Annotated in this window: 15 protein-coding genes, 3 rRNA genes and 1 pseudogene; 7 read left to right on the top strand and 12 right to left on the bottom strand. The window is 67.0% G+C overall.

Annotated elements, in window-relative coordinates; translation table 11 throughout:
• Positions 1-46 precede the first annotated feature (46 nt).
• The gene (locus C8E96_RS27650; RefSeq protein WP_091383616.1) at positions 47-799 is read right to left on the bottom strand and encodes an EI24 domain-containing protein; all 753 of its coding nucleotides are present in this window, start codon (positions 797-799) and stop codon (positions 47-49) included.
• A 69-nt stretch (positions 800-868) separates the two neighbouring features.
• On the opposite strand from C8E96_RS27650, the gene C8E96_RS27645 reads away from it, so the two are divergent.
• On the top strand, positions 869-2,737 hold the full coding sequence (locus C8E96_RS27645) for an ABC transporter ATP-binding protein (RefSeq protein WP_228772110.1): 1,869 nt from the start codon (positions 869-871) through the stop codon (positions 2,735-2,737).
• 56 nt (positions 2,738-2,793) lie between these two features.
• Here C8E96_RS27645 and C8E96_RS27640 read toward each other — a convergent pair whose 3' ends face one another.
• Positions 2,794-3,510 (bottom strand): S1 family peptidase, encoded by a 717-nt coding sequence (locus tag C8E96_RS27640; protein ID WP_091383618.1) that lies wholly within the window; start codon positions 3,508-3,510, stop codon positions 2,794-2,796.
• A gap of 268 nt (positions 3,511-3,778) precedes the next feature.
• Between C8E96_RS27640 and paaZ the strand changes: the two genes are divergently transcribed.
• A complete protein-coding gene (gene paaZ / locus C8E96_RS27635; protein WP_091383619.1) occupies positions 3,779-5,803 on the top strand; it encodes a phenylacetic acid degradation bifunctional protein PaaZ in 2,025 nt (674 codons plus the stop codon).
• Positions 5,804-5,874: 71 nt separating this feature from the next.
• Here paaZ and C8E96_RS27630 read toward each other — a convergent pair whose 3' ends face one another.
• On the bottom strand, positions 5,875-6,447 hold the full coding sequence (locus C8E96_RS27630) for a snapalysin family zinc-dependent metalloprotease (protein WP_091383620.1): 573 nt from the start codon (positions 6,445-6,447) through the stop codon (positions 5,875-5,877).
• A 705-nt stretch (positions 6,448-7,152) separates the two neighbouring features.
• Between C8E96_RS27630 and C8E96_RS27625 the strand changes: the two genes are divergently transcribed.
• The 3 genes from C8E96_RS27625 to rrf all read left to right on the top strand — a co-directional run bounded on the left by C8E96_RS27625 (position 7,153) and on the right by rrf (position 12,372).
• A 16S ribosomal RNA gene (locus tag C8E96_RS27625) occupies positions 7,153-8,670 on the top strand.
• Between the two features lie 369 nt (positions 8,671-9,039).
• A 23S ribosomal RNA gene (locus C8E96_RS27620) occupies positions 9,040-12,148 on the top strand.
• Between the two features lie 107 nt (positions 12,149-12,255).
• Positions 12,256-12,372: ribosomal RNA gene (gene rrf, locus C8E96_RS27615) — 5S ribosomal RNA — on the top strand.
• Together the 16S, 23S and 5S rRNA genes form the textbook arrangement of a ribosomal RNA operon.
• 58 nt (positions 12,373-12,430) lie before the next feature.
• On the opposite strand, the gene C8E96_RS34680 is transcribed toward rrf, so the two are convergent.
• The 8 genes and pseudogenes from C8E96_RS34680 to C8E96_RS27580 all read right to left on the bottom strand — a co-directional run bounded on the left by C8E96_RS34680 (position 12,431) and on the right by C8E96_RS27580 (position 21,668).
• Positions 12,431-12,673: a proprotein convertase P-domain-containing protein gene (locus C8E96_RS34680; RefSeq protein ID WP_407642685.1), complete on the bottom strand. Its 243-nt coding sequence runs from the start codon at positions 12,671-12,673 to the stop codon at positions 12,431-12,433.
• Between the two features lie 132 nt (positions 12,674-12,805).
• Positions 12,806-13,618 (bottom strand): annotated as a pseudogene (locus tag C8E96_RS34510) (S1 family peptidase); the annotation flags it as partial.
• A gap of 253 nt (positions 13,619-13,871) precedes the next feature.
• Positions 13,872-15,488, bottom strand: a complete 1,617-nt coding sequence (locus C8E96_RS27605) for a glycosyl hydrolase family 18 protein (protein ID WP_091370060.1) — start codon at positions 15,486-15,488, stop codon at positions 13,872-13,874.
• Between the two features lie 116 nt (positions 15,489-15,604).
• Positions 15,605-17,080, bottom strand: a complete 1,476-nt coding sequence (locus C8E96_RS27600; RefSeq protein ID WP_091370059.1) for a glycoside hydrolase family 3 N-terminal domain-containing protein — start codon at positions 17,078-17,080, stop codon at positions 15,605-15,607.
• Complete coding sequence (locus tag C8E96_RS27595; RefSeq protein WP_091370058.1) at positions 17,080-17,907, bottom strand: carbohydrate ABC transporter permease; 828 nt, start codon at positions 17,905-17,907, stop codon at positions 17,080-17,082. The genes C8E96_RS27600 and C8E96_RS27595 overlap by 1 nt, the downstream gene beginning before the upstream one ends.
• A complete protein-coding gene (locus tag C8E96_RS27590) occupies positions 17,908-18,873 on the bottom strand; it encodes a carbohydrate ABC transporter permease (protein WP_091370057.1) in 966 nt (321 codons plus the stop codon). It lies immediately after the preceding gene.
• A gap of 7 nt (positions 18,874-18,880) precedes the next feature.
• On the bottom strand, positions 18,881-20,167 hold the full coding sequence (locus tag C8E96_RS27585; protein ID WP_091370056.1) for a sugar ABC transporter substrate-binding protein: 1,287 nt from the start codon (positions 20,165-20,167) through the stop codon (positions 18,881-18,883).
• Between the two features lie 220 nt (positions 20,168-20,387).
• Positions 20,388-21,668, bottom strand: a complete 1,281-nt coding sequence (locus C8E96_RS27580) for a type III PLP-dependent enzyme domain-containing protein (RefSeq protein WP_091370055.1) — start codon at positions 21,666-21,668, stop codon at positions 20,388-20,390.
• A gap of 145 nt (positions 21,669-21,813) precedes the next feature.
• On the opposite strand from C8E96_RS27580, the gene C8E96_RS27575 reads away from it, so the two are divergent.
• Both C8E96_RS27575 and C8E96_RS27570 read left to right on the top strand, forming a co-directional pair.
• The gene (locus C8E96_RS27575) at positions 21,814-22,737 is read left to right on the top strand and encodes a sporulation protein (RefSeq protein WP_091370054.1); all 924 of its coding nucleotides are present in this window, start codon (positions 21,814-21,816) and stop codon (positions 22,735-22,737) included.
• A gap of 13 nt (positions 22,738-22,750) precedes the next feature.
• Positions 22,751-23,137, top strand: a complete 387-nt coding sequence (locus C8E96_RS27570) for a TIGR03618 family F420-dependent PPOX class oxidoreductase (protein WP_091370053.1) — start codon at positions 22,751-22,753, stop codon at positions 23,135-23,137.
• Here C8E96_RS27570 and C8E96_RS27565 read toward each other — a convergent pair.
• Positions 23,130-24,980 carry a DNA/RNA non-specific endonuclease gene (locus C8E96_RS27565; protein ID WP_091370052.1) on the bottom strand — a complete coding sequence of 617 codons (1,851 nt, stop codon included), beginning with the start codon at positions 24,978-24,980 and terminating at the stop codon, positions 23,130-23,132. The genes C8E96_RS27570 and C8E96_RS27565 overlap by 8 nt on opposite strands.
• Positions 24,981-25,436: the final 456 nt, after the last annotated feature.

The following is a 25,436-nucleotide window of genomic DNA, read 5'->3' as shown; positions in this document are numbered from 1 at the left end:
CTGACGATCCGGTGTTCCGACGCGTCGGAACACCGGATCGTCGTCATCAACGAGAAGACCGCGCCAACAACCGGTGCGCCAGGATCGTCCCCGCCGCCATCGCGGCCGGGAACACCACCACCGCCGCCAACGGGATCAGGCACACGAGATAGACCGGCACGCTGAACCCCAGCGTCATCGCCCGCCCGCTCTTCAACGTCGCCCGCCGGGTCTTCAGGTCCCGGCCGCGCCGGATGAACGGGATCGCGGTCAGCTCCACCGCCAGCAGCCACGCTCCTACCGCCACCGCGAGGACCGGGACCACCGTCTGCCCGATCACCGGGATGAACCCCAAGGCGAACAGCAGGATCGCCCACACCAGCGCCCGCAGCACCAGCCGCACCGTGTCGCGCAGGCCGATCCAGGCTGCGCGCGCCCAGCCGATCGTCTCCGCCTCGGGCACGCCGCCCAGGACGGTGTCCTCCACTTCCTCGGCGATGCTCTCGTAGAACGGTCCGCCGATCGCCAGGGTCAGCCCGGCGAACAGGACCACCGACACCGCGACCGCCGCGACCACGGTGACCAGGCCCGCCGCGATCCGCACGCCCTGCTGCCAGGTCTGCGCCCAGTCGTCGGCGAACGGGGTGGCCCAGGTGACGATCCCGCCCAGGTTGACCGCGAGCAGCGTCAGCCCGGTGAACATCAGCGCGCTGGTCAGCAGGACCGGGATGGCCCCGCGCAGCAGCATGGAGCGGTTGCCCAGCACGATGCGGAATCCCTGCAGGAGCAGACCGAACCCGGTCCCGAAGTCTTTGATCACGCGCGCAGTCTATTGCGGACTTGACCTCTAGATTACTTGAGGTCTTACCGTCATCACGTGGACATGCAGATGACAGCGTTTACCTCCCTTTACAAGGCCATGAACGCCTCCGACGACCAGCGCGGGATCTCCCGCGACACCGTGCGGCGGATCTTCGGCTTCGCCCGCCCGCACCGCGTGACGATCACCTGGTTCCTGGTGGTCAGCGTCGCGCTCTCGGCGATGGCGGTGGTGACCCCGGTGCTCGCGGGCCGGGTCGTCAACGCGATCGTCGGCAAGGCCGACAGCGGCGTGGTCGTCACGCTCGCCGGGATCATCGCCGTCGTCGCGATCCTGGAGGCGGGCCTGGGACTGGTGTCGCGGTGGCTGTCGTCGACAGTCGGCGAAGGGCTCATCCTCGACCTGCGCACCCGCGTCTTCGACCACGTCCAGCGCCAGCCCATCGCGTTCTTCACCCGCACCCGCACCGGCGCGCTGGTGAGCAGGCTCAACAACGACGTCATCGGCGCCCAGCGCGCGTTCAGCGACACGCTCTCCGGTGTCGTCGGCAACCTGGTGACACTCGCCCTGACGCTGGTCGTGATGATCGGGATCTCCTGGCAGATCACCCTGCTCGCCCTCGTGCTGCTGCCGGTCTTCGTCATCCCCGCCCGCCGCATGGGCGCGCGGCTCGCGGGACTGCAGCGCGCCGCGGCCGAGCACAACGCCGCCATGAGCACCCAGATGACCGAGCGCTTCTCCGCACCCGGCGCGACTCTGGTCAAGCTGTTCGGCAGGCCCGCCGACGAGTCACGCGAGTTCGCCGTGCGTGCGGGCCGGGTGCGCGACATCGGTGTGCGGACCGCGATGCTGCAGTGGGTCTTCTTCACCGCGCTCACCCTGGTCTCCGCGCTCGCCCTCGCCCTGGTCTACGGACTCGGCGGCGTCCTCGCCATCAGCGGCTCACTCGACCCGGGCGCCGTCGTCGCCCTCGCCCTGCTGCTCACCCGGCTCTACGCGCCCCTGACCGCGCTCGCGGGCGCGCGCGTGGAGGTGATGACCGCGTTGGTCAGCTTCGAGCGCGTCTTCGAGATCCTCGACCTCAAGCCGCTCATCTCCGACCGGCCCGGCGCGCGCGAGGTGCCGGACGGCCCGGTCGCGGTGGAGTTCGACAAGGTCACCTTCTCCTACCCGGCCGCCGACAAGGTCTCCCTCGCCTCCCTGGAAGAGGTCGCCACGCTCGACAACCGCGGCGGTGTCGAGGTTCTGCACGACGTGTCGTTCCGCGCCGAACCCGGCCAGCTCATCGCACTCGTCGGGTCTTCCGGCGCGGGCAAGTCGACCATCGCGCAGCTCACGCCCCGGCTCTACGACGTCGACTCCGGCACGATCCGCCTCTCCGGCGTCGACGTCCGCGACCTCACGGCCGACTCCATCCGGGCCACCCTCGGCATGGTCACCCAGGACGGACACCTCTTCCACGAGTCGATCCGTTCCAACCTGCTGCTGGCCCGCCCGGAGGCGACCGAGGACGACCTGTGGGACGCGCTGCTGCGGGCCCGGCTGGACAAGCTGGTGCGCTCCCTGCCCGACGGCCTCGACACGGTGGTGGGGGAGCGCGGCTACCGGCTCTCCGGCGGCGAACGCCAGCGCCTCACGATCGCCCGGCTGCTGCTGGCACAGCAGCGGGTGGTCATCCTCGACGAGGCGACGGCCCACCTGGACTCGACCTCGGAGGCCGACGTGCAGGAAGCACTCGGCGAGGCACTGGAAGGGCGGACAGCAATCGTGATCGCCCACCGCCTCTCGACCGTGCGCGCCGCCGACCTGATCCTGGTGATCGAGGACGGGCGCGTGGTCGAGCGCGGCACCCACGACGGCCTGCTCGCGGCGGGCGGCCGCTACCAGGAGCTGTACCGCACGCAGTTCGACGAGCGCACCGCCCCGGCCGCCGCCTGAACGCGCGAAAAAGGGGCCGCGGCTGGTGCCGCGGCCCCTCTTCCCGCCCGAGGTGATCAGACGCCCGCGACGCTGCGAATCCAGCTGCGGTACGAGGTCACGTTGGTGTAGTTCGTGACCGACTGGCGGTCGCTGGTCGACGCCACGCCGACCTGCCTGCCCGAGGCGAACATCGGGCCGCCCGAGTCGCCACCGGCGGTGATGCCGTCGATGCGGGTCGCGCGAACCGCGACGCCACCGTAGTAGTCACGCGCGTTGACGGAGCTGACCCGCACGTTGGCGTACTTCAGGTAGCGCGACTGGCAGTTGATCTCCGGCTGGTTGGTGCAGGTCGCGCCCCAGCCGTAGACCTGGACGGTCTGCCCGACCGACACGTCGCTGGAGGTGCCCAGCGGCGCGTAGGTCGCCGAGACGCTGCGGTCGAGGCGGGCGATCGCCAGGTCCGAGCCGGAGTGCCGGGTGATCGAGACCGCGTTGGCCATGGTGCCGCCGCTGGTCTGGTCCAGGCTGCCGATCCGGAACGAGATCGCGCCGCTGGCGACGCAGTGCTTCGCCGTGAGGACGTACTGCGGGGCGATGATCGTCGCCGAGCAGGCCTGCCTGCCGTTGGCGAACAGCCGCGCCGCCCAGGGGGCGTTGGAGGCCGTGTTGCCATCGATGATCATCGGGCTGACGGTCGGGCCCGGCTCGGGAGCCGCGACCGCGGACGGAGCGGCGCCAAGCAGGGCCATGGCCGCACCGGCGACGGTCAGCAGAATCTTGGTCTTGAACATACGTGGTTTCTCGATTCGTTTGCAGGGAGAATCGGGAACCCGATCGGTGACGATCGGGACGAACGGCAGCCCACGTCGTCCGGGTGGTGACCTGGGCGGATCTCTGTCAGCGACAGGTTGATCACCGTTCGATGGTTACTTTTTCACCCGATCGTGGGCGCGACAAGTCTCTCTTTTTCCCATCGCGTTCCCACCCTCGCGAACGCATTAGCATCGGGATCGCGGGCAGGCGACGAAGCCGCCCGCCGGACTCAGGAGGTCGAACTCGATGGCGCTTCTGCGCAGCTACGTCTCAGGCCGGTGGCACACCGCCGCCTCGGACGGAGCACCCCTGCACGACGCGGTGACCGGTGAGGAGATCGCCCGGATCTCCTCCGATGGCGTCGACATGGCCGCCGCGCTCGACTACGGCAGGCGCACCGGCGGCCCCGCGCTGCGGGAACTGACCTTCCACCAGCGCGCCGCGCTGCTCAAGGTGCTGGCCTCGCACCTGTTGGAACACAAGGAAGAGCTCTACGCGCTCTCCGCGAAGACCGGCGCCACCAGCCGCGACTCGCTCGTCGACGTCGACGGCGGCATCGGCGTCCTGTTCGCCTACAGCGGCAAGGGCCGCCGCGAACTGCCCAACGCCAAGGTCTACGTCGAGGGCCCGGTCGAGCCGCTGAGCAAGGGCGGCACGTTCGTCGGCCAGCACATCGCCGCGCCGCTGCGCGGGGTCGCGGTGCAGATCAACGCGTTCAACTTCCCCGTGTGGGGTCCGCTGGAGAAGTTCGCCCCCGCGTTCGTCGCGGGCGTGCCCAGCCTGATCAAGCCCGGCAGCCAGACCGCGTACCTCACCGAGAAGCTCGTCGAGCTGATCGTGAACTCCGGCATCATTCCCGAGGGCAGCATCCAGCTCGTCTGCGGCAGCGCGGGCGACCTGCTCGACCACGTCACCGCGCAGGACCTCGTCTCGTTCACGGGTTCGGCCTCCACCGCCCTGCGCCTGCGCACCCACGACGCGGTCGTGCGCAACTCGGTGCGCTTCAACGCCGAGGCCGACTCGCTCAACTGCAGCATCCTCGGCCCCGACGCGACGCCCGGCACCACCGAGTTCGACCTGTTCGTCAAGCAGCTCGTCGCCGAGATGACGACCAAGGCGGGCCAGAAGTGCACCGCGATCCGGCGCGCCTTCGTCCCGGCCGCCGTGCTCGACGACGTCGCCCAGGCCACCGCCGAGCGCCTGGCCAAGGTCACCATCGGCAACCCGGCCAACCCCGACGTGCGCATGGGCGCCCTCGCGGGCCTCGAACAGCGCGCAGAGGTCCGCCGCTCCCTCAAGGCCCTCCTCGACGCGAGCGACATCGTCTACGGAGACCTGGAGAAGGTCGACGTCGTCGACGCCGACCCCGAGCGCGGCGCCTTCATGTCCCCGGTCCTCCTGCGCGCCGACGCCGACCGCGCCGAGCCGCACGAGGTCGAGGCGTTCGGCCCGGTCAGCACCCTGATGCCGTACACCTCCACCGACCACGTCATCGACCTGGCGGCCCGCGGCCACGGCAGCCTGGTGGGCTCGGTCGTCACCGCCGACGCCGACTTCGCCCGCGAGGTCGTGCACGGCGTCGCTCCCTGGCACGGCCGACTCCTGGTCCTCGACGCCGAGGACGCCAAGGAGTCCACCGGCCACGGCTCCCCGCTGCCCGGCCTCATCCACGGTGGCCCCGGCCGCGCGGGCGGCGGCGAGGAGATGGGCGGCATTCGAGGCGTGCTGCACCACCTGCAGCGCACCGCCGTGCAGGGCAGCCCCCGAATGCTGGCCGAGATCACCGGCCAGTGGGTCGCGGGCGCGCCCCGGCGCACCGAGGACGTCCACCCGTTCCGCAAGTCCCTGGCCGACCTGCGCGTCGGCGACTCGGTCGTCGCGGGCCCGCGCACGGTGACCCAGGCCGACATCGACCACTTCTCCGAGTTCACCGGGGATACCTTCTACGCCCACACCGACCCGGTGGCGGCGGCCGCGAACGAGTTCTTCGGCGGCATCGTCGCCCACGGCTACCTCATCGTGTCGTTCGCCGCGGGCCTGTTCGTCTCCCCGGAGCCCGGCCCGGTCCTGGCCAACTACGGCCTGGAGAACCTCCGGTTCCTCACCCCGGTCTTCCCCGGCGACGAGCTGACGGTGACGTTGACCGCCAAGCAGATCACCCCGCGGGAGAACGCCGAGTACGGCGAGGTCCGCTGGGACGCCGACGTCACCAAGCAGGGCGGCGAGTCGGTCGCCAAGTACGACGTCCTGACTCTGGTCGCCAAGCAGTAAGCACGACCGAGACAGAAACAGGGGCGGTGTCCGACTCGGACACCGCCCCTGTCACGTTCCCAGGGACCCCGCTAGGCGGCGTCCACCAAGATGATCTCCCGCGTGGGCGCCTGAGTCAGCGCGGTCGCGTAGTTGCGCTGCACCTGCGAGGCCTCGGCCGAACTGGGCTTCGCGTTGGCGCAGGACGTGGGAGCCGAACTCCCGGACATCAGGTCAGAGCACAGCCCGGTCCGCCGGTCCGGCAGCCCGAGAATGTGCCCGAACTCGTGCGCGGCGATCCGGACGACGTTGTACCCCTGTTGGACAGCCTGTCGGCCCATCCACACCGTCCCGCTGCCGCCGGGGCGAACCGGCCCCAGCGTGGCCCGGGGCCAGTTGTTGTCCGCGATGACGCGGACGTTGGCGCGCGTGCCCGCCGCGGCCTTGACGATGCGGACGTTGGTGACCGACTGGTTCCAGATGGCGACACCCTGGGCGACCGCCTCCTTGAACTCGGCGGCGTAGCTGTCGTCGTAGGTGATGGTGACCGCCGCCATCGCCGCCGGAGCGGGGGCGGGCGCGGCGGTGGCGGGCGCGGCGCCCAGGACCACCGCGGCACCGACCGCGGCGTTGGCCGCGACCAGGGCGAGTGTTCGTCGGAACATGCAGGGACTCCTCTGAGTATTGGCCCGCCGAGTGGGCGGGCCGAGGCCTGGACCGGGTGCGCAGGGCCGGTCGGCCGCAGGGACGGCGGCGAGATCTGTCGCCGCCGCTTCTCAACCTAGGAGCGTCTCCACCAGCCGCAATACGGCTAACGGGTGGCACCTGGTCGCGGTGAGTACCCGCGTATTGGGCCAACTCAGTCGGAAAGTGACCGCGATCACAAACACTTCATTCACGGAGTTGTCGAGGAGTCCACAGTGGACACAAGTCGTGCGCGCAGGGTGGATGATCAGCGGGAACGTGCCCGAACGGCCGATCCGGCGGGGGAGCGGCGACCCGTCCGCCCCGGCGCGGCGGCTTGTCGGCGGTGCCGCCCAGATCCGTTGTGGCGCAAGGGAAACGCGGTTGACGGAACACCGCGTGACGGCCTATGGGACCCCCGATTTGATCCCCCGTTAGGCACCGTGTAACTTTATCCAAGTCAGCGCGGAACGGGCCGGACAAACCGGAACGAGCGAGGGCCAACAAAGCCTCTAGAAGAAGCCCCGATAGACTGTGGCCGAATCAGATGTGCGTGTGTTGTTTGAGAACTCAACAGTGTGCCGATTTAAGCCAGTAGAGCTTAAATATAGAACCCCTTAGTGGGTTCCTTTGAGATGAATTGATGCCAGTTTTGGTGTCTGTTTGTCAGGTTTATCAAACATTCATTATTGGAGAGTTTGATCCTGGCTCAGGACGAACGCTGGCGGCGTGCTTAACACATGCAAGTCGAGCGGTAAGGCCCTTCGGGGTACACGAGCGGCGAACGGGTGAGTAACACGTGGGTAATCTGCCCTGCACTCTGGGATAAGCCCGGGAAACTGGGTCTAATACCGGATATGACCACTTCACGCATGTGTTGTGGTGGAAAGTTCCGGCGGTGCAGGATGAACCCGCGGCCTATCAGCTTGTTGGTGGGGTAATGGCCTACCAAGGCGACGACGGGTAGCCGGCCTGAGAGGGCGACCGGCCACACTGGGACTGAGACACGGCCCAGACTCCTACGGGAGGCAGCAGTGGGGAATATTGCACAATGGGCGAAAGCCTGATGCAGCGACGCCGCGTGAGGGATGACGGCCTTCGGGTTGTAAACCTCTTTCAGCAGGGACGAAGCGCAAGTGACGGTACCTGCAGAAGAAGCACCGGCTAACTACGTGCCAGCAGCCGCGGTAATACGTAGGGTGCGAGCGTTGTCCGGAATTATTGGGCGTAAAGAGCTCGTAGGCGGTTTGTTGCGTCGGCCGTGAAAACCTGGGGCTTAACCCTGGGCCTGCGGTCGATACGGGCAGACTTGAGTTCGGTAGGGGAGACTGGAATTCCTGGTGTAGCGGTGAAATGCGCAGATATCAGGAGGAACACCGGTGGCGAAGGCGGGTCTCTGGGCCGATACTGACGCTGAGGAGCGAAAGCGTGGGGAGCGAACAGGATTAGATACCCTGGTAGTCCACGCCGTAAACGGTGGGTGCTAGGTGTGGGGAACATTCCACGTTCTCCGTGCCGTAGCTAACGCATTAAGCACCCCGCCTGGGGAGTACGGCCGCAAGGCTAAAACTCAAAGGAATTGACGGGGGCCCGCACAAGCGGCGGAGCATGTGGATTAATTCGATGCAACGCGAAGAACCTTACCTAGGCTTGACATGGACCGGAAACCTGCAGAGATGTAGGCCCCCTTGTGGTCGGTTCACAGGTGGTGCATGGCTGTCGTCAGCTCGTGTCGTGAGATGTTGGGTTAAGTCCCGCAACGAGCGCAACCCTCGTTCTATGTTGCCAGCGCGTAATGGCGGGGACTCATAGGAGACTGCCGGGGTCAACTCGGAGGAAGGTGGGGATGACGTCAAGTCATCATGCCCCTTATGTCTAGGGCTTCACACATGCTACAATGGCCGGTACAGAGGGCTGCGAGACCGTGAGGTGGAGCGAATCCCTTAAAGCCGGTCTCAGTTCGGATCGGGGTCTGCAACTCGACCCCGTGAAGTCGGAGTCGCTAGTAATCGCAGATCAGCAACGCTGCGGTGAATACGTTCCCGGGCCTTGTACACACCGCCCGTCACGTCACGAAAGTCGGTAACACCCGAAGCCCATGGCCCAACTGCTTGCAGAGGGAGTGGTCGAAGGTGGGACTGGCGATTGGGACGAAGTCGTAACAAGGTAGCCGTACCGGAAGGTGCGGCTGGATCACCTCCTTTCTAAGGAGCATCTGACCCGCGGACCAGCTTGCTGGACCGTGTGGGAGGGCCACGCTGCAGCCGAACGCGCTGTGGGTGGTTGCTCATTCGCTGTGGAACTACTGGACGAGCTGAGACTCGCGGCGCCGGTCATCCGGTTAGTACTGCACACCTGCAAGGGTGCGCGTGGAACGCTGAGGACTGGGGTTGTGGAGTGGATGTGTGTCGGCACACTGTTGGGTCCTGAGACAACACCCGTTGTGGGGTTGTCCTCTGGTCAGGGCCACCACAGAAGACAAACACTCGACACGGTCGAGAACGTGTTTTCAATGGATGTGGTGGGTTTCTGGTTGGTGTTTGAGAACTGCACAGTGGATGCGAGCATCTTTGTAGCAAGATATTAAGGGCATACGGTGGATGTCTAGGCATCAGGAGCCGATGAAGGACGTAGGAGGCTGCGATAAGCCTCGGGGAGCTGTCAACCGAGCTGAGATCCGAGGATGTCCGAATGGGGAAACCCGGCATCAGTCATGTGGTGTCACCCGCACCTGAATCTATAGGGTGTGTGGAGGGAACGCGGGGAAGTGAAACATCTCAGTACCCGTAGGAAGAGAAAACAACCGTGATTCCGTGAGTAGTGGCGAGCGAAAGCGGATGAGGCTAAACCGGATACGTGTGATACCCGGCAGGGGTTGCGTGTTCGGGGTCGTGGGACCTTTCTGATCGTTCTGCCGGACGGTCGAGGAGTTAGAAAACACTTGGGTTAGTGGAACGTTGCTGGAAAGCGCGACCGTAGAGGGTGAGAGTCCCGTACGTGAAAACCCGGTGTCTCCTGAGAGTGTTCCCAAGTAGCAGCGAGCTCGTGAAATTTGCTGTGAATCTGGCGGGACCACCCGCTAAGCCTAAATACTTCCTGATGACCGATAGCGGACTAGTACCGTGAGGGAAAGATGAAAAGTACCCCGGGAGGGGAGTGAAAGAGTACCTGAAACCGTGTGCCTACAAGCCGTCAGAGCCTTTCGGGGTGATGGCGTGCCTTTTGAAGAATGAGCCTGCGAGTTAGTGCTGCGTGGCGAGGTTAACCCGTGTGGGGTAGCCGTAGCGAAAGCGAGTCTGAATAGGGCGCTTGAGTCGCGTGGTCTAGACCCGAAGCGGAGTGATCTACCCATGGCCAGGGTGAAGCGACGGTAAGACGTCGTGGAGGCCCGAACCCACTTAGGTTGAAAACTGAGGGGATGAGCTGTGGGTAGGGGTGAAAGGCCAATCAAACTCCGTGATAGCTGGTTCTCCCCGAAATGCATTTAGGTGCAGCGTCGCATGTTTCACGCCGGGGGTAGAGCACTGGATGGTCTAGGGGGCCTACAAGCTTACCGAAATCAACCAAACTCCGAATACCGGTGTGTTAGAGTGCGGCAGTGAGACTGCGGGCGATAAGGTTCGTAGTCGAGAGGGAAACAGCCCAGAACACCAGCTAAGGCCCCTAAGTGTGTGCTAAGTGGGAAAGGATGTGGGGTCGCCCAGACAACCAGGAGGTTGGCTTAGAAGCAGCCACCCTTGAAAGAGTGCGTAATAGCTCACTGGTCAAGTGGTCCTGCGCCGACAATGTAGCGGGGCTTAAGCACACCGCCGAAGCTGTGTCATTCACACAATACATCCACTCGTTCCTTCGGGTTCGGGTGCAGTGGTGTGGATGGGTAGGGGAGCGTCGTGCAGCCATGGAAGCGGCGGAGTGATCCAGTCGTGGAGGCTGTGCGAGTGAGAATGCAGGCATGAGTAGCGAAAGAAGAGTGAGAAACTCTTCCGCCGGATGACCAAGGGTTCCTGGGCCAGGCTAATCCGCCCAGGGTAAGTCGGGACCTAAGGCGAGGCCGACAGGCGTAGTCGATGGACAACGGGTTGATATTCCCGTACCCGTGTGGACGCGTCCCTGGTGAGCTCGGTGATACTAACCGCCCAAAGCAATCCGGACCTTCGGGTCTGGTGCGTGGAGCGCGGGACCTGATCCGGTAGTAGCCAAACGATGGGGTGACGCAGGAGGGTAGCTCCGCCAGCAGTTGGTGACTGGTGTAAGCGTGTAGGCCGTGACATAGGCAAATCCGTGTCACACATAGGCTGAGACGTGATGCATAGCCGAATGAGGCGAAGTAGAGTGATCCCATGCTGCCGAGAAAAGCCTCTAGTGAGTTTCCACGCGGCCCGTACCCCAAACCGACACAGGTGGTCAGGTAGAGAATACCAAGGCGATCGGGTGAACTATGGTTAAGGAACTCGGCAAAATGCCCCCGTAACTTCGGGAGAAGGGGGGCCACAGCGCTTGAAGCCTCTTGCAGGCTAGGGCGAGGTGGCCGCAGAGACCAGCGAGAAGCGACTGTTTACTAAAAACACAGGTCCGTGCGAAGTCGCAAGACGATGTATACGGACTGACGCCTGCCCGGTGCTGGAACGTTAAGAGGACCGGTTAGCTCTTCGGGGCGAAGCTGAGAATTTAAGCGCCAGTAAACGGCGGTGGTAACTATAACCATCCTAAGGTAGCGAAATTCCTTGTCGGGTAAGTTCCGACCTGCACGAATGGCGTAACGACTTCTCGACTGTCTCAACCATAGGCCCGGCGAAATTGCACTACGAGTAAAGATGCTCGTTACGCGCGGCAGGACGGAAAGACCCCGGGACCTTTACTATAGCTTGGTATTGGTGCTTGGTTCGGTTTGTGTAGGATAGGTGGGAGACTGTGAAGCGGCCACGCCAGTGGTTGTGGAGTCAATCTTGAAATACCACTCTGATCGTACTGAGTGTCTAACTTCGGACCGTGATCCGGTTCAGGGACAGTGCCTGGTGGGTAGTTTAACTGGGGCGGTTGCCTCCCAAAGGGTAACGGAGGCGCCCAAAGGTTCCCTCAGCCTGGTTGGCAATCAGGTGTCGAGTGCAAGTGCACAAGGGAGCTTGACTGTGAGACTGACAGGTCGAGCAGGGACGAAAGTCGGGACTAGTGATCCGGCGCTGGCTGGTGGAAGCGGCGTCGCTCAACGGATAAAAGGTACCCCGGGGATAACAGGCTGATCTTGCCCAAGAGTCCATATCGACGGCATGGTTTGGCACCTCGATGTCGGCTCGTCGCATCCTGGGGCTGGAGTAGGTCCCAAGGGTTGGGCTGTTCGCCCATTAAAGCGGTACGCGAGCTGGGTTTAGAACGTCGTGAGACAGTTCGGTCCCTATCCGCCGCGCGCGCAGGAGACTTGAGGAAGGCTGTCCCTAGTACGAGAGGACCGGGACGGACGAACCTCTGGTGTGCCAGTTGTCCCGCCAGGGGCATGGCTGGTTGGCTACGTTCGGAAGGGATAACCGCTGAAGGCATCTAAGCGGGAAGCCTGTTCCAAGATGAGGTCTCCCACCCCCTTTGAGGGGTTAAGGCCCCCAGCAGACCACTGGGTTGATAGGCCGGAAATGGAAGCCCAGTAATGGGTGGAGTTGACCGGTACTAATAGGCCGAGGGCTTGCTACAAACATGCTACGCATCCACTGTGCGGTGTCTGAGACACCAACCACCCCACACCCCCGACACCACAGGTGTCCTGGGTGTGGGTCGAATGGTTGATAGTTTCATAGAGTTACGGCGGTCATAGCGGCAGGGAAACGCCCGGTCCCATCCCGAACCCGGAAGCTAAGCCTGCCAGCGCCGATGGTACTGCACTCGTGAGGGTGTGGGAGAGTAGGACGCCGCCGGACAAAAGTTGCGAATGCCCCGGTATTCATGAGAAATCATGAATACCGGGGCATTTTGCTGTTAGAAGGTCAGCTTCCAGGAGTCGATGTAGCCGGTGTCGTAGCGGGCGACGTCCTGGACCTTGAGCTTCCAGGTGCCGTTGGCGACCTCGGTGGACGCGTTGACGGTGTACGTGGTGATGACGTTGTCAGCCGAGTCGTTCGAGCTGGAGCTCTTCATCCGGTAGGTCGAGCCGTCCGGGGCCACCAGGTCGATGACGAGGTCACCGCGCCACGTGTGCTTGATGTCGACGCCTACCTGCAGGGTGGCCGGGGCATTCCCGCTGATACCGCTGACCGTGACCGAGCTGGTGACCGCGGTGCCCGCGTCCGGGATGTTGACGTTGTTGGTGTTCTCGAAGACCTTTCCCGTGGGCGGGGGCGTGTCACCGCCACCGAGCTCCTTCGCCTTGGCCTCGATGGCCGACGCGAACGAACTCACCTCGGTGTAGACACCCGGGGCGTTCGCCCTGGCGCAGCCTTCGCCGTGGCTGACGATGCCGACCTGGATCCACGCGTTGTTGCCGTCGCGCCGGAACATCGGGCCACCCGAGTCGCCCTGGCACGTGTCGGTGCCGCCCTGGGTGTAACCCGCGCACAGCTCGGCGTTGAAGATCAGGTCCGAGTAGTACGAACTCGAGTTCTTGCAGGTCGTGTCGTCGACGAACGGGACCTGCGCCTTGAGCAGGTACCGGGAGGCGTTGCCGCCCTCGGAGGTGTCACCCCACCCGGCGATGGTGAACGTGCCGGTGTCGTAGTCCTTGGTCTTGGCGATGGGCAGCAGCGCGGCCCCGGTGATCGGGCTGGCCAGCTTCACAAATGCCCAGTCGCCGCCCGCGGACGTGCCATAGCCAGGGTTCTTGTAGACATAGGTGGACGTCCGCTTGACCGCGGTGGAGTCCTGGAGATCGACCATGCCGTAGCTCGCGGTGATGCCGGTGTTGTTGCCGGTCCCGCTGACACAGTGCGCCGCGGTGAGCACCAGCTGCTCGGAGTACATGGCACCGCCGCAGCCCATCGACAGCCGGACCATCCACGGGAACTCGCCCTTCGCCGCCGGGGAACCCCCGACGACCATGGGGCTGACGTCGCCCGGCTCGGTCGGCGGCGGCGCCGCGACCGACGGGCCCGCCGAGGTGGCCAGCGCCGCGAGCACGCCGACCGCGAGCAGCCCCGCTTTTCCGGGCACGCCAAAGAGAGCACTTCTCACAATGGTTCCTTCCGCGGCCACCCCGCTCGTGCAGGGGAGGAGCGACCGACGAGTCGTTGGTGCAGGTTCACTGATCGTGCCCAGCCGAACACCTTCTTGACAACCCGTTGGACCGCCGGAGAAGTTGCGGCCATTTACCAGACTGTCCCCAGTTATTCCGGTATTCCGTGAATAAGAACGGCTGCCCCGGGGAAACCCGGGGCAGCCGCCCATTCCGACTCGTCCCAGTCGGAAGACCGGGAATCGTGCGAGATCAGCCGCGGATCGCGGTGATCAGTTCTCCGTTCGTGGTGTCACCGGACAGCTCCCAGAAGAACATCCCGCCGAGACCCTGTTGCCCGGCGTAGCCCTTCTTGCCCGCGATGGTGGCCGGGGTGTCGTAGCTCCACCAGTTGGTGCCGCAATGCGCGTACGCCGTGCCCGCGATGGTGCCGTTGGCCGGGCACTTGGTCTTGAGGACCTTGTAGTCCTCGATGCCCTGCTCGTAGGTTCCCGCCGCCGCGCCGGTGGCCGAACCGCCCGGGGCCGACTGGGTGACCCCGGTCCAGCCGCGACCGTAGAAACCGATGCCCAGCAACAGTTTCGACGCCGGAACGCCCTTCGACTTCAGCTTCTGGATCGCCGCGTCGGAGTTGAAGCCCTGCTGCGGAATGCCCGAGTACGACGTCAGCGGCGAGTGCGGCGCGGTCGGCCCCTGAGCCGCCCACGCGCCGAAGAAGTCGTACGTCATCGGCATGTACCAGTCCACGTACTGCGCCGCGCCGCCGTAGTCGGCGGCGTCGATCTTGCCGCCGGACGAGCCGTCCGCGGTGATCGCCGCGGTCAGCAGGTTCGAGGAGCCGAACCGGCCGCGCAGGGCGCTCATCAGGTTCTTGAACGACGCCGGACCGCTGGTGTCACAGGTGAGACCGCAGGCGTTCGGGTACTCCCAGTCGATGTCGATGCCGTCGAACACGTCGGCCCAGCGCGGGTCCTCGACCAGCTTGTAGCAGGATTCCGCGAACGCCGCCGGGTTCTGCGCGGCCTGGCCGAAGCCGCCGGACCAGGTCCAGCCGCCGAACGACCAGATGACCTTGATGTGCGGGTACGCCTTCTTCAGCTTGCGCAGCTGGTTGAAGCTGCCGCGCAGCGGCTGGTCCCAGGTGTCGGCCACACCGTCGACGCTGTCGGCGGCCGTGTACGCCTTGTCATAGTCGGCGTAGCTGTCGCCGATCGTGCACTGTCCATTCTGGACATTGCCGAACGCGTAGTTGATGTGCGTCAGCTTCGAGGCCGACCCGCTCGTGACGATGTTCTTCACGTGGTAGTTGCGCCCGTAGACGCCCCACTGCGCGAAGTAGCCGATCACCTTCGAGCCCGGCGGCGGCGGGGGAGTCGTCGTGGTGGGTGTCGTTGTGGTTGTTGTCGGCCGCGTGGTCGTGGTCGTGGGGTTGGTCGTGGTTGTCGGGTTGGTGGTGCTGGTCGGCGGGGTGCCGCCACCACAGGGCGCACCGTTGAGCGTGCACCCCGACGGCGACCCAGGGCCCGCCGCGACGAAGCCGAAGGACGCGGTGCCACCGGGGGCGATGGAACCGTTCCACGACAGGTTCTTGAACGTGTGCCGGTTCCCGGACTGGCTGCGGGTGGCGTCCCAGGACGACGAGATCGTCGTGCCCGCAGGCAGGTCGAACGCCACCGTCCAGCTCGTGAGCGTCGACGAACCGCCGTTGCGGATCGTGTACTTGGCCTCCCAACCGCTTCCCCAGTCGGAGGTCTTCACGAACTCCGCTGTCGGTGTCGCGGCGCCGCTGGCGGGTGCGGCGACGAGTGCCGCCGTCACGGTCGCCGCCGCGACTAAGGCCGCGGTGAGATGCCATCGGAATTTGGACATAGTTCACCTCAATCGAGAGCAGGGATGTGAACGAACCGGCCAAACCTGATGGGCGCGCGGGCTCAGGCACTGCCGGCGACCACTCCGCGATGCGGGTGCGGAGGGACGTGTGGGGACTACCGCGAGGCGGCAGCCAGGGGTCTGAGCCGTCCGTCGCGGAAGGCGAGGAGTTCGGCCGCGGCCCGCAGGCTCGACCACGAACCGCTGTGCGTGTCGATCCGGGCGGCGGCGCCGAGACCGGGACCGGGGACCCCGGTCTCGACGTGCACCACGATCGCCGACGCCTCGACCAGCCGCCGAACCAGCTCGCGGGCGACGGGGTGCCGGTGCGCGTCGCGGGTGGTCACGATGACCACTTTGGACGCCAGGTCGACCAGGTCACCTAGCTCGGCCGGTGCGACGGGCACCGCGCCGGGCAGGAGTTCGGCCAGGTGCGGAGCCAGTCCCCACGCCACCGGGCCTGCGGCGATGGTCGGCGCCACCTCGACGTCGACCACCAGCGGAGCGGACCCCAGCGCGGGGATCTCGGTGGCGCGCAAAGCTTTGCGCGCCACCGCCAGGCCCAGGTCGAGTTCGTCGCGGACCCCGGTGATCGCCGAGGCCGGTGCGCCGAGCGCCCGGGTGCGGGCCGCCGCCTCGGCGAGCCGCTCCTCGGTCAGGACCCCGTCCCGGACCGCTTGGACGATCCGCTCCACCAGCGCGGTGACGGCCTCGGCGTCGGCGGTGTCGCCGCCGACGCACAGCGCGTCCGCGCCCGCGGCGAGCGCGCGGACCGCGGCCTCCCGCAGACCGGCCGCGTCGCCGAGGGTGCCCGCGACCGCGCCCATCTCGATGGCGTCGGTGACGACCGTCCCGGTGAACCCGAGGTCGCCGCGCAGCACCTTGCCGATGGCGATCTCGTTGGTGGTGGCCGGTTCTGGTCCCCACGCGGGCACCACGAGGTGCCCGGACATGATCGCCCGGACGCCCGCGTCGATCGCGGCGCGGAACGGGACCAGCTCGGTGCAGGCCAGTTCCTCGGGGGTGCGCGGCAGCACGGGCAGGGTCAGGTGGGAGTCGGCGGTCGCCGCGCCGTGGCCGGGGAAGTGCTTGGCGCAAGCCGCGACTCCCGAACGCTGCATGCCACGCACGGTCGCGGCCACGTGCGCGGCGGCCGCCGAGGGGTCCGAGCCGAACGCGCGGACACCGATGATGGGATCGTCCTGGGTGAGCGAGAGATCCGCGCAGGGCGCCAGGTTCAGCGTCACCCCGCACCGGGCCAGCCGGGCGCCGAGCGCCAGACCGACCTCGGCGGTGAGGGTGAGGTCTCCCGCGGCGGCGAGGGCGAGCCCGCCGGGGAGCCTGCTGCCGACAGCGGCGTCGAGTCGGGTGACGTCGCCGCCCTCCTCGTCGATGCCGATCACGACGTCGTCGCGTTCGGCCCGCAGCGCCGCGCTGAGCGCGCCGACCTGCTCGTCGTCGACGATGTTGCGGCCGAAGAAGACCACGCCGCCGAGCCCCTCGGCGATGCGGCCGCGCAGCCAGTCCGGCGCGGTCGTGCCCGCGAACCCGGGCAGCAGCACGGCGTGTGCGAGCTGGTGCAGGGTGTCCATCAGCCCTTCACCGCCCCGGCGGTCGTGCCCGCGACGAGCTTGCGCTGCACCAGCATGAAGAACACCAGCGCGGGCAGCGCGTAGATCACCGACGCGGCCATGATGCCGCCCCAGTCGGTGCCGAACGCGGTCCGGAAGGACGAGAGCCACACCGGAAGCGTCTGCTTGGACTGGTCGCGCATGAACACCAGGGCGTAGAGGAACTCGTTCCACGCGGTGACGAACCCGAACACCGACGTGGCCACCAGGCCCGGGCCGAGCAGCGGCAGGGTGACCCGCCGGAACACGCCCCAGCGCCCGCATCCGTCGACCATCGCGGCCTCCTCCAGCTCGATCGGGATTCCCTTGACGAACCCGCGCAGCGTCCAGATGGTGAACGGCAGCGTGAAAGCCATGTACACCAGCAGAAGCGACGGCAGCGTGTCGAGCAGGTTCGCGTCGCGCATGATCAGGTACATCGGCACGAACAGCGCCTCCAGCGGCGCGAGCTGGGCGACGAGCACCAGCAGCACGAACCCGCGGCGGCCGCTGAACCGCATGCGGGCCAGCGGAACCGCCGCCAGGAGGCCGGCGACGAGCGCGCACGCGACCGCGCCGAGGGTGACGATGAGGCTGTTGGTCAGGAAGGTCGTGAAGCCCGGCTTGGTGATCGCCGTGGTGAAGTTGTCCACAGTGGCCGAGAAGGGGATCAGGTCGTAGTCGGTGGAGAGGATGTCGCCGGGCTTCTTGAGCGCGGTGGTGAGCATCCAGTAGGTGGGGAAGAAGAACAGCAGCGCGACGACGAGTCCGGCCGCGGAGAGCGCCATGCGCTGGGATCGCGTCTTCATCTACAGCTCCGTCTCCTGTGATCGCACCAGCAGGCGCATGTACCGCCAGGTCACGCCGACCAGGATCAGCAGCATCAGCACCGCCACCGCGGACGCGACGCCGAAGTGGCTGCCGGAGATGCCCTTGAGGTAGAGCAGGACCGGCAGCGTGGTGCTCTCCCCGTCGGGGCCGCCCTGCTTGAGGGCCCAGATCTGGGTGAACACCTTGAAGTCCCAGAGCACCGAGAGGAACGTGACCATCGTCAGCAGCGGCCGCACCGCGGGCCAGCTGACCGCGCGGAACGCCTGCAACGGGGTGGCGCCGTCGATGCTCGCCGCCTCATAGAGGTCCTTCGAGGCGCCGAGCAGCCCCGCGTAGAGCGTGAACGCGACGAACGGCACGGCCTGCCACAGGATCAGCAGCCCGATGACGCTGAGCGTGCTGACCCCGCTGGTGAACCAGGAGTAGCCCGCGAAACCGTCGAAACCCAGGGCCACCAACGTCTTGTTCAAGATCCCGTACTGCTGGTCGAACATCCACTGGAACACCGTGGTGGTCGCGATGATCGGCGTCGCCCACGCGAGCACCAGGGCGACCTGCAGGGCGATGCGGACCGGTGCGTCGAGGTGTCGCATGAGGACCGCGATCCCCAGTCCGATCCCGACTGTCGCCAGGACACACGCCCCGGTGAACAACACCGTGCGCAGTCCGATGACCCAGAACTCGGGGTCGGACAACACTTCCCGGTAGTTGTCGAAGCCGACCCACACGATCTCGCCGCGGATCAGCTCGCCCAGGTCGAGCCTGCGGAAGCTGATCCCGAGGACCTGCAGGGCGGGCCAGCCCAGCAGGGCCACGAGGATGACCACCGCCGGAGCCAGCATCAGGTAGGGCGCGGCCCGCTGCGCGGTGAAGCGGCGCTGGGGCCTCGCGGCCCGCGGGGGTGCCTCCGCGGGCCGCAAGGGGTTCACAGTGGGAGCGGTCATCGGACGATCAGCCCGCGAATGCCTTGTTCAGCGCCGTGTTGGCGTCGGCGGTCGCGGCGTCGATCGACTTCGCCCCGGTGAGGAACGCGGTCAGCATGTCCTTGAGCGGGTTCTGACCGGCCTCGATGGTGGCCCAGCCCGGAGTGGCGGGCACGGCGCGGCCGTTGCGCGACGCCTTGGCCATGGCCGCGGTCACCGGGTCCTTTTCGAGCCCGGCGACATCGGTGGACGTGCCGGGGATCATGCCCGCGCCCGCGAACTGGGACTGGTACTTCGAGCTGGTCATCAGCTTGAGGTAGTCCTTGGCGAGGTCCTGGTCCTGGCTCTTGGCCGGGATGGCCAGGTTCGAGCCGCCCTGGAACACCGGCGCCGTGGTGCCGGACTTCTTCGAGGGGATCGGGAACGCCGAGGACTTGTCGGTCAGGGTCGGGTCGCCCTTGGCCGCGGTGGCGAGCTCCCACGGCAGCGCGATCATCATCGCGACCTTGCCCTTGCCGTAGATCCCGGCCTGCTCGGGCGTCTGCTCGTCGGTGTCCTTGGGCGCCTTGGTGCCCGAGGCCTCCTGCAGCTGCTTGTAGAACTCCAGGCCCGCCTTGGCCTCCGGGGTGTCGAGGCTCGCGGTGAACTTGGTGCCGTCGCGCTTGGCGATGTCGCCGCCCTCGTCGTAGATGAACGACAGCAGGGTGTACCAGTTCTGGCCGGGCAGGTAGAGCGCCTGGAACTCCGGGTCGGAGCCGAACTTGGCGCGCAGCTTGGTGATCGCGTCGAGCCACTCCTGCCGCGACGTGGGCGGCGCGGTGATGCCCGCCTGCTCGAACATGTCCTTGCGGTAGAGGACCAGGCGGTTCGCCGCGTAGAACGGCACGGCGTACTGCTTGCCGTCCCACGAGCCGGAGTCCTTGAGGCTGGTGAGCCACTGGTCCTTGTTGAAGTCGGAGGCTTCCGCGGTGAGGTCCACGAGCGCGCCCGCCTTGGCGAACTTCGGCGCCTGGGTGTTGCCGATCTCGATGATGTCGGGCGCGTCATTGCCCGCTAACGCGGTGGTCAGCTTGTCCTGGATCCCGTTCCACTGCTGGACCTCGTACTTGACCGTGACGTCCTTGTGGGACTCCTGGAACTCCTTGTGCAGGGCGTCGGTCAGCTTGTCCGGCGCCGAACCGTTCATCAGCCACACGGTCAGCGTGCGGGGACCGGCGGGCGCGGCCGACTGGCCCGTGCCTCCCGAACCCGCGCATCCGGATAGTGCGAGCACTACTGTTGCTGCTCCTGCGACCGACTTTGACCACGTTCTCACGACAACCGCCTTCCGAGCGCCGCCCCAGGGACGCGGGGCGGCGGTAGTGCTGAGTGGTTTAGACCATTGCGGTAAGGGTGGTCCTGCTCACAACGATGTGTCAAGACATTCATGTCACGAAATGAATGGTTTTCGCACACGATGCGGTCCCGCCGCCGCCCGCGCCAGGGCAGCGGGCATACCGACTTTCCATCACGCGGGGGAGGGTGGCCTGCGGGGATCAGAAGAACGTGCGGACGAACCCGGTGACCGTGCGGCCGTCCGCGGCGGTCACCGGCAGCAGGCTCCACTTGTCGAACGTCGTGCACGGATGCGACAGGCCCAGGCCCACCCAGTCGCCCACGTCGACGGCCAGGTGGGCGCCGGCGTCGGCCCGGAGGAAGGCGTGTTGGTCGTTGAGCGCCGTCACCGCGCAACCGGTCAGCGCGGTCACGCCCGTGGGCGTTCGCCGCAGCCGGGGCACGGGCAGGCCCAGGTCGTAGGGCAGGTCCCGTTTGCCCGCGGCGAGCAGCGCCAGACCGGGTTCCGGCCGGGAGACGACCTGCGCCCACGCGCGCAGGGCCGAGCGCAGCGGGGGACCGGACACGCGGGGGTGGTCGCCGAGCGGGGAGATCTCCCGGTAGAAGCCGTCGTCATGGGTGAGATAGGTGCCGCAGCGCAGCACGGGCAGCACCGGGACCGGCCACGGCGCGCTCAGCGCGTCGGCCACCAAGTCGAAGAACGCGCTGCCACCGGCGGTGACGATGACCTGCTCGGTCTCGAATGACAGCTCGCGCACCGTCGCCCGCAACCGGTCGAGGTAGGCGGCGACTGCGTCCAGCCCGGCCGGGCTCGCGTCGGCCGACGCCGGGGCCTCGTAGCCGCCGACCCCGGCCAGCCGCAGCGCCGGGCTGGCCACGATGGCCGCCGCGACCGCCCGGGCCGTGTCGAGATCGCGCGCCCCGGTGCGCCCGCCGGGGACGCCGACCTCCACCAGCACGTCGACCGGCCGGGCGCCGGTCCACGCCTCGGTCATCAGCTCCACGCCGCGCACCGAGTCGACCCAGCAGGTGAACTCGAAGCCCGGGTCGCCGTCCAGTTCGGCGGCCAGCCACCGCAGGCCCGCTGGGTCGAGGAACTCGTTGGCCAGCACGACCCGGCTGACGCCGAACGCCCGGTAGACCCGCAACTGTCCGGCGGTGGCCGCGGTGATCGCCCACGCTCCGTGGTCGAGCTGGCGGGCGAACAACGACGGCGCCATGGTCGTCTTGCCGTGCGGGGCGAGCAGCAGCCCGCGCTCGGCGGTCCACGCCGCCATGGTGGCCAGGTTGTGGTCGAGGGCGGGACCGTCGAGCGCGACGACCGGCCCGACGAAGTCGAACAGGTCCGGTCGCCGCTCGACCGCCTCGGCGACGGTCAGCCCGAACAGCGCGTCCGGCACCGACTTGAACCGCCAGTCGAGTCGCTCCTCGCCCAGGCGGTCGACGGTCGCCCGATCGAGTCGGGCGGGCGATGCGATCATGTTGCTCTCCGCTCACTCGATGTTCGGCGTACCGCAGGGAACCTTTCCGCGGCCGGTGCGTCAAGGATGGCGAGACTCGGGAACGCGCGCCCGGCGCGACCCGTTTGACGGTGGACGGCCCCGCTGTGAAGGAGAGAACTACCTGATGGTGTTCAAGAAGATGCTGCGCGCGCTCGGTGTCGGCGGCCCGACGGTCGACACGGTGCTGACGGAGTCCCGCGTGTACCCCGGCGGCGAGATCGTCGGCGAGGTGCGGATGACCGGTGGCGACGCGCCCAGCGACATCGACTACATCGCGCTGTCGCTGGTCACCAGGGTCGAGCGCAGCGAGGGCGGCGCGGCCGTCGTCGAGTTCGACCGCAACGTCGTGTCCGGCCGGTTCCCGCTGGCCGCGGGCCAGAGCACTGTGGTCCCGTTTCGGATGCCGGTCCCGTGGGAAGCGCCGGTCACCGAGGTCTTCGGCCACCACCTGCACGGCATGAACCTGGGCCTGCGCACCGAACTGGCCGTCGCCAAGGCCGTCGACAAGGGCGACCTCGACGCCCTGCACATCGTGCCGCTGCCCTCGCAGGCCGCGGTCCTGGAGGCGTTCTCCCGGCTCGGCTTCCACTTCCGCTCCGCGGACCTCGAGCACGGCCGCATCCACGGTGTCGACCAGCGGCTGCCGTTCTTCCAGGAGATCGAGTTCCACCCGCCGCGTGAGCTGGCGCGCGGCATCAGCCAGGTCGAGCTGACCTTCGTCGCCGACCCGGCGGGCATGGCCGTGGTCCTCGAGGCCGACCGCAGGCCCGGCATGTTCTCCTCCGGCGGCGACGCGTTCGGCCGCTTCCACGTCACCCACGACGAGGCCGAGCGCACCGACTGGACCGCGCTGATCTCCCAGTGGCTCTCCGAGGTCTCGTCCCGGCGTCCGGCCCACGGTTTCCATGGCGGCGGTCATCACGGTGGCCACCACGGCGGCGGCGGCATGGGCATGGTCGGTGGGCTGGCCGCGGGTCTCGTCGGCGGCATGGTCCTCGGCGAGGTCTTCGAAGAGGTCGGCGAGTCGTTCTTCGGTGACGAGGGCTGATTAGGCTTGGCGGGTGCCACCGGTATCCGATGAGTTCGAGACGTTCTGGCGGGAACGCCATCTCTGCACGCTGACCACGGTCCGCCCCGACGGCACGCCACACGTGGTGCCGGTCGGGGCGACCATGGACTTCGAGCGCGGGGTCGCGCGGGTGATCACCTCCGGCGACTCCGCGAAGGTGCGCCACATCCTCAAGGCGGGCAGCGCGCCCGCCGCCCTGTGTCAAGTGGACGGCCGCCGGTGGTCCACTGTGGAGGGACAGGCGGTCGTCGTCCAGGACGCCGCCGCCGTCGCCGACGCGGAAAACCGCTACGCGCAGCGCTACAAGACCCCACGAGTCAACCCACGCAGGGTCGTCATCGAGATCGCGATTGCCAAAGTCCTGGGAACGGTCAAGTAACCCAGACGATGTCCGACAGGCTCGAGAGCGGCGCGGGCGGTCCCGCTGCCTCGGGTCGGACCGGCACGGTGTCCGCGGCGCGGACCGCGTCGGGCAGCCGCACGCTCGTGCGGGCCTCGAGGTCGGCTACCGACACCTGGTACACGCGGAACTCGTCCAGGTCCAGGGTTTCGAGCTGGTCGAGGTTCTGGGTCAGCAGGAACGCGCTGGCCCGCAGCGTCCCGCCCTCGACGAACGCGATCACCTTCCAGAACTCCCGCGGGATCGCCACGCTCCGAAAGACCCGGTCGTCGGCGCCGAACACCGGCCCGCCGAAGATGCTGACCTTCAGGTCGTCGACATCGACATCGGCGAAGACCGCGTCCTCCAACCGCCCCCACAGGCCATTTCGCGCGCTCTGATTGAAGTCGTCCATCTGCGGGGTGATGTTGGTGAAGAAGAACGAGTCGCGATTGGCCTGACGCGCTTCGTCGAGCGAGCCCCAGAGAAGGTCGGCCCGGCGGGCGAGATGTCCCCGATCGAGCCGATTGTCCCGATACAGCTCGTCCCCGGCCTGAACTCCGGCCGGCAGCCGAGGATCTTTCACAAATGGAATTCCGGTGCGACTGATCTTCTTCAGTCCGCCGCCGTCGACATTCCACGCCACCCAGTAGGCGAATTTCCGTGTCCGGCTCATGGTGAGCGAGAAATGGGTGTAGTCGACCCGGGTCGACCCGTCCACGGCGACCGCGTCGTCGCGCACCGCCGGGTCCAACTCCGGCACGGCCAGCGGCACGCTCAGGAACCCCGGGTCGAAGCCCCCGACCGCGACCCCGGCCTCCGGCCGGACGAGGGTGACGCCGAGCTTCTCGAAGATCGAGCGGGGCAGGCAGGCCAGCGCGTGCTCGTCCGGGTCGCCACCGCCCTCGCCCGCGAAGTGCAGCCCGGCCAGTACCTTGCCCGGCCGCCCGTTCGCCGCCTTGAAGACCCAGGCCGCCCCGGAGTCGCCGCCGCTGCTGATCTCGCCGTCGACCGGGCGTTTCGCGGTGTCCACGCCGATCTCGAAGCAGCCGACCTCGATGATTCCCTTGGTCCCGCCGTAGTTGATTTTCGCGATCGTGTCGATCCGCCGCACGACGCCGTGGGTGACACCGGTCGTGCGCCCGCCCTTGACCACCTTGTCGCCCAGCTCCGGCTCGCCGAGTTCGTCGACCACGACGTCGAGGTCGAGCTGGGCGGCGTCGATCCCGCGCCCCTCGATCGCGGCGATGGCGCCGTCGCCCGCGATCCCCAGGTACGACCGCAGCAGCGGCCCCAGGTGGTTCTGGGCGGTGCGGTTGTCGTCGTGGGTGCCCGGCTGCACGACGACGTCGCCGAGCGCGCCGCTGTTGCCATGCAGCACGTGCCAGTTGCTCAGCACGCAGGGTTTGCCGGTCTCGGCGTCGTAGACGATCGCGCCGATCGTGCCGCAGGTGATGCTCGGGTGGCCGACGCTGACCCCTGGCCGGACCGGGTCGATCCGGACTTTGCGCGCGTTCGGGTCGGACTCGGCGACCACCCGGAACTCGACCTGGTAGACCCGTTCCAGCACATCGGTGGGCACCTCGACCCCGTTGACGGTGATCGACGGCGGCAGCATCGTGGTGCCGAGCGCCTCGAGTTCCTCGGGCTCGGCTTTGGCCGCGACGGTGAACTGGATCGAGACCTCTTTGGTCTGCCTGCGGCCGCGGACCTTGTAGCCGATGCCGATCGAGGAGATGTTCGGGTCTTTGAGGTAGTCCGATCCGCGGGCGCGGATGAACGCGCGCAGGGCGGGGAAAAGGGAGTCGCCCGGCTCGCTGCCGTCGGTCTTCTTGGCGCCCATGGGGAGTCCTTCGTCACGCCGTTAACCGGCTCACGGATGGGTGATCAGACCTTCCCCTCGATTGGTGGCGCTGGGCAAGGGCCTGTTGTCACTCCGTAGCCGCGCCATCGTTTTATTACCCTTTTGGCCACCCTATGGAGATCCGATCTTTGCCCTATCGGACGGACGTGTCCGGTGAGCGGAGATAGTCAAGGGGTCGCCATTTTCACGATCGAGTGAACCGCTACTCTCTCCCTCGCGTACCGCGTGTGATCGTTTGCTCTGAGTGCCGTTGATCTTGTAAAACGTCGACTATCACTCCGTGGGGCGATCACGACCGGGGAACGCGGCGGGACAACGGGCGACAGTGACACTGCTGAACCGCTGTGGATGGGGAGCCGACAGGTGCGAGGGGTAGGCGCGCGGCAGGGGCGCGTCAGCCGGAAATCCGCCTGGGGCGACTCGGCCACAGCCGAA

Origin of the sequence: Actinokineospora alba (assembly GCF_004362515.1) — a bacterium.
GTDB classification, from domain to species: domain Bacteria; phylum Actinomycetota; class Actinomycetes; order Mycobacteriales; family Pseudonocardiaceae; genus Actinokineospora; species Actinokineospora alba.
The sequence above is the reverse complement of the archived record's forward strand: the minus strand, read 5'-3'. Positions and strand labels throughout refer to the sequence as shown.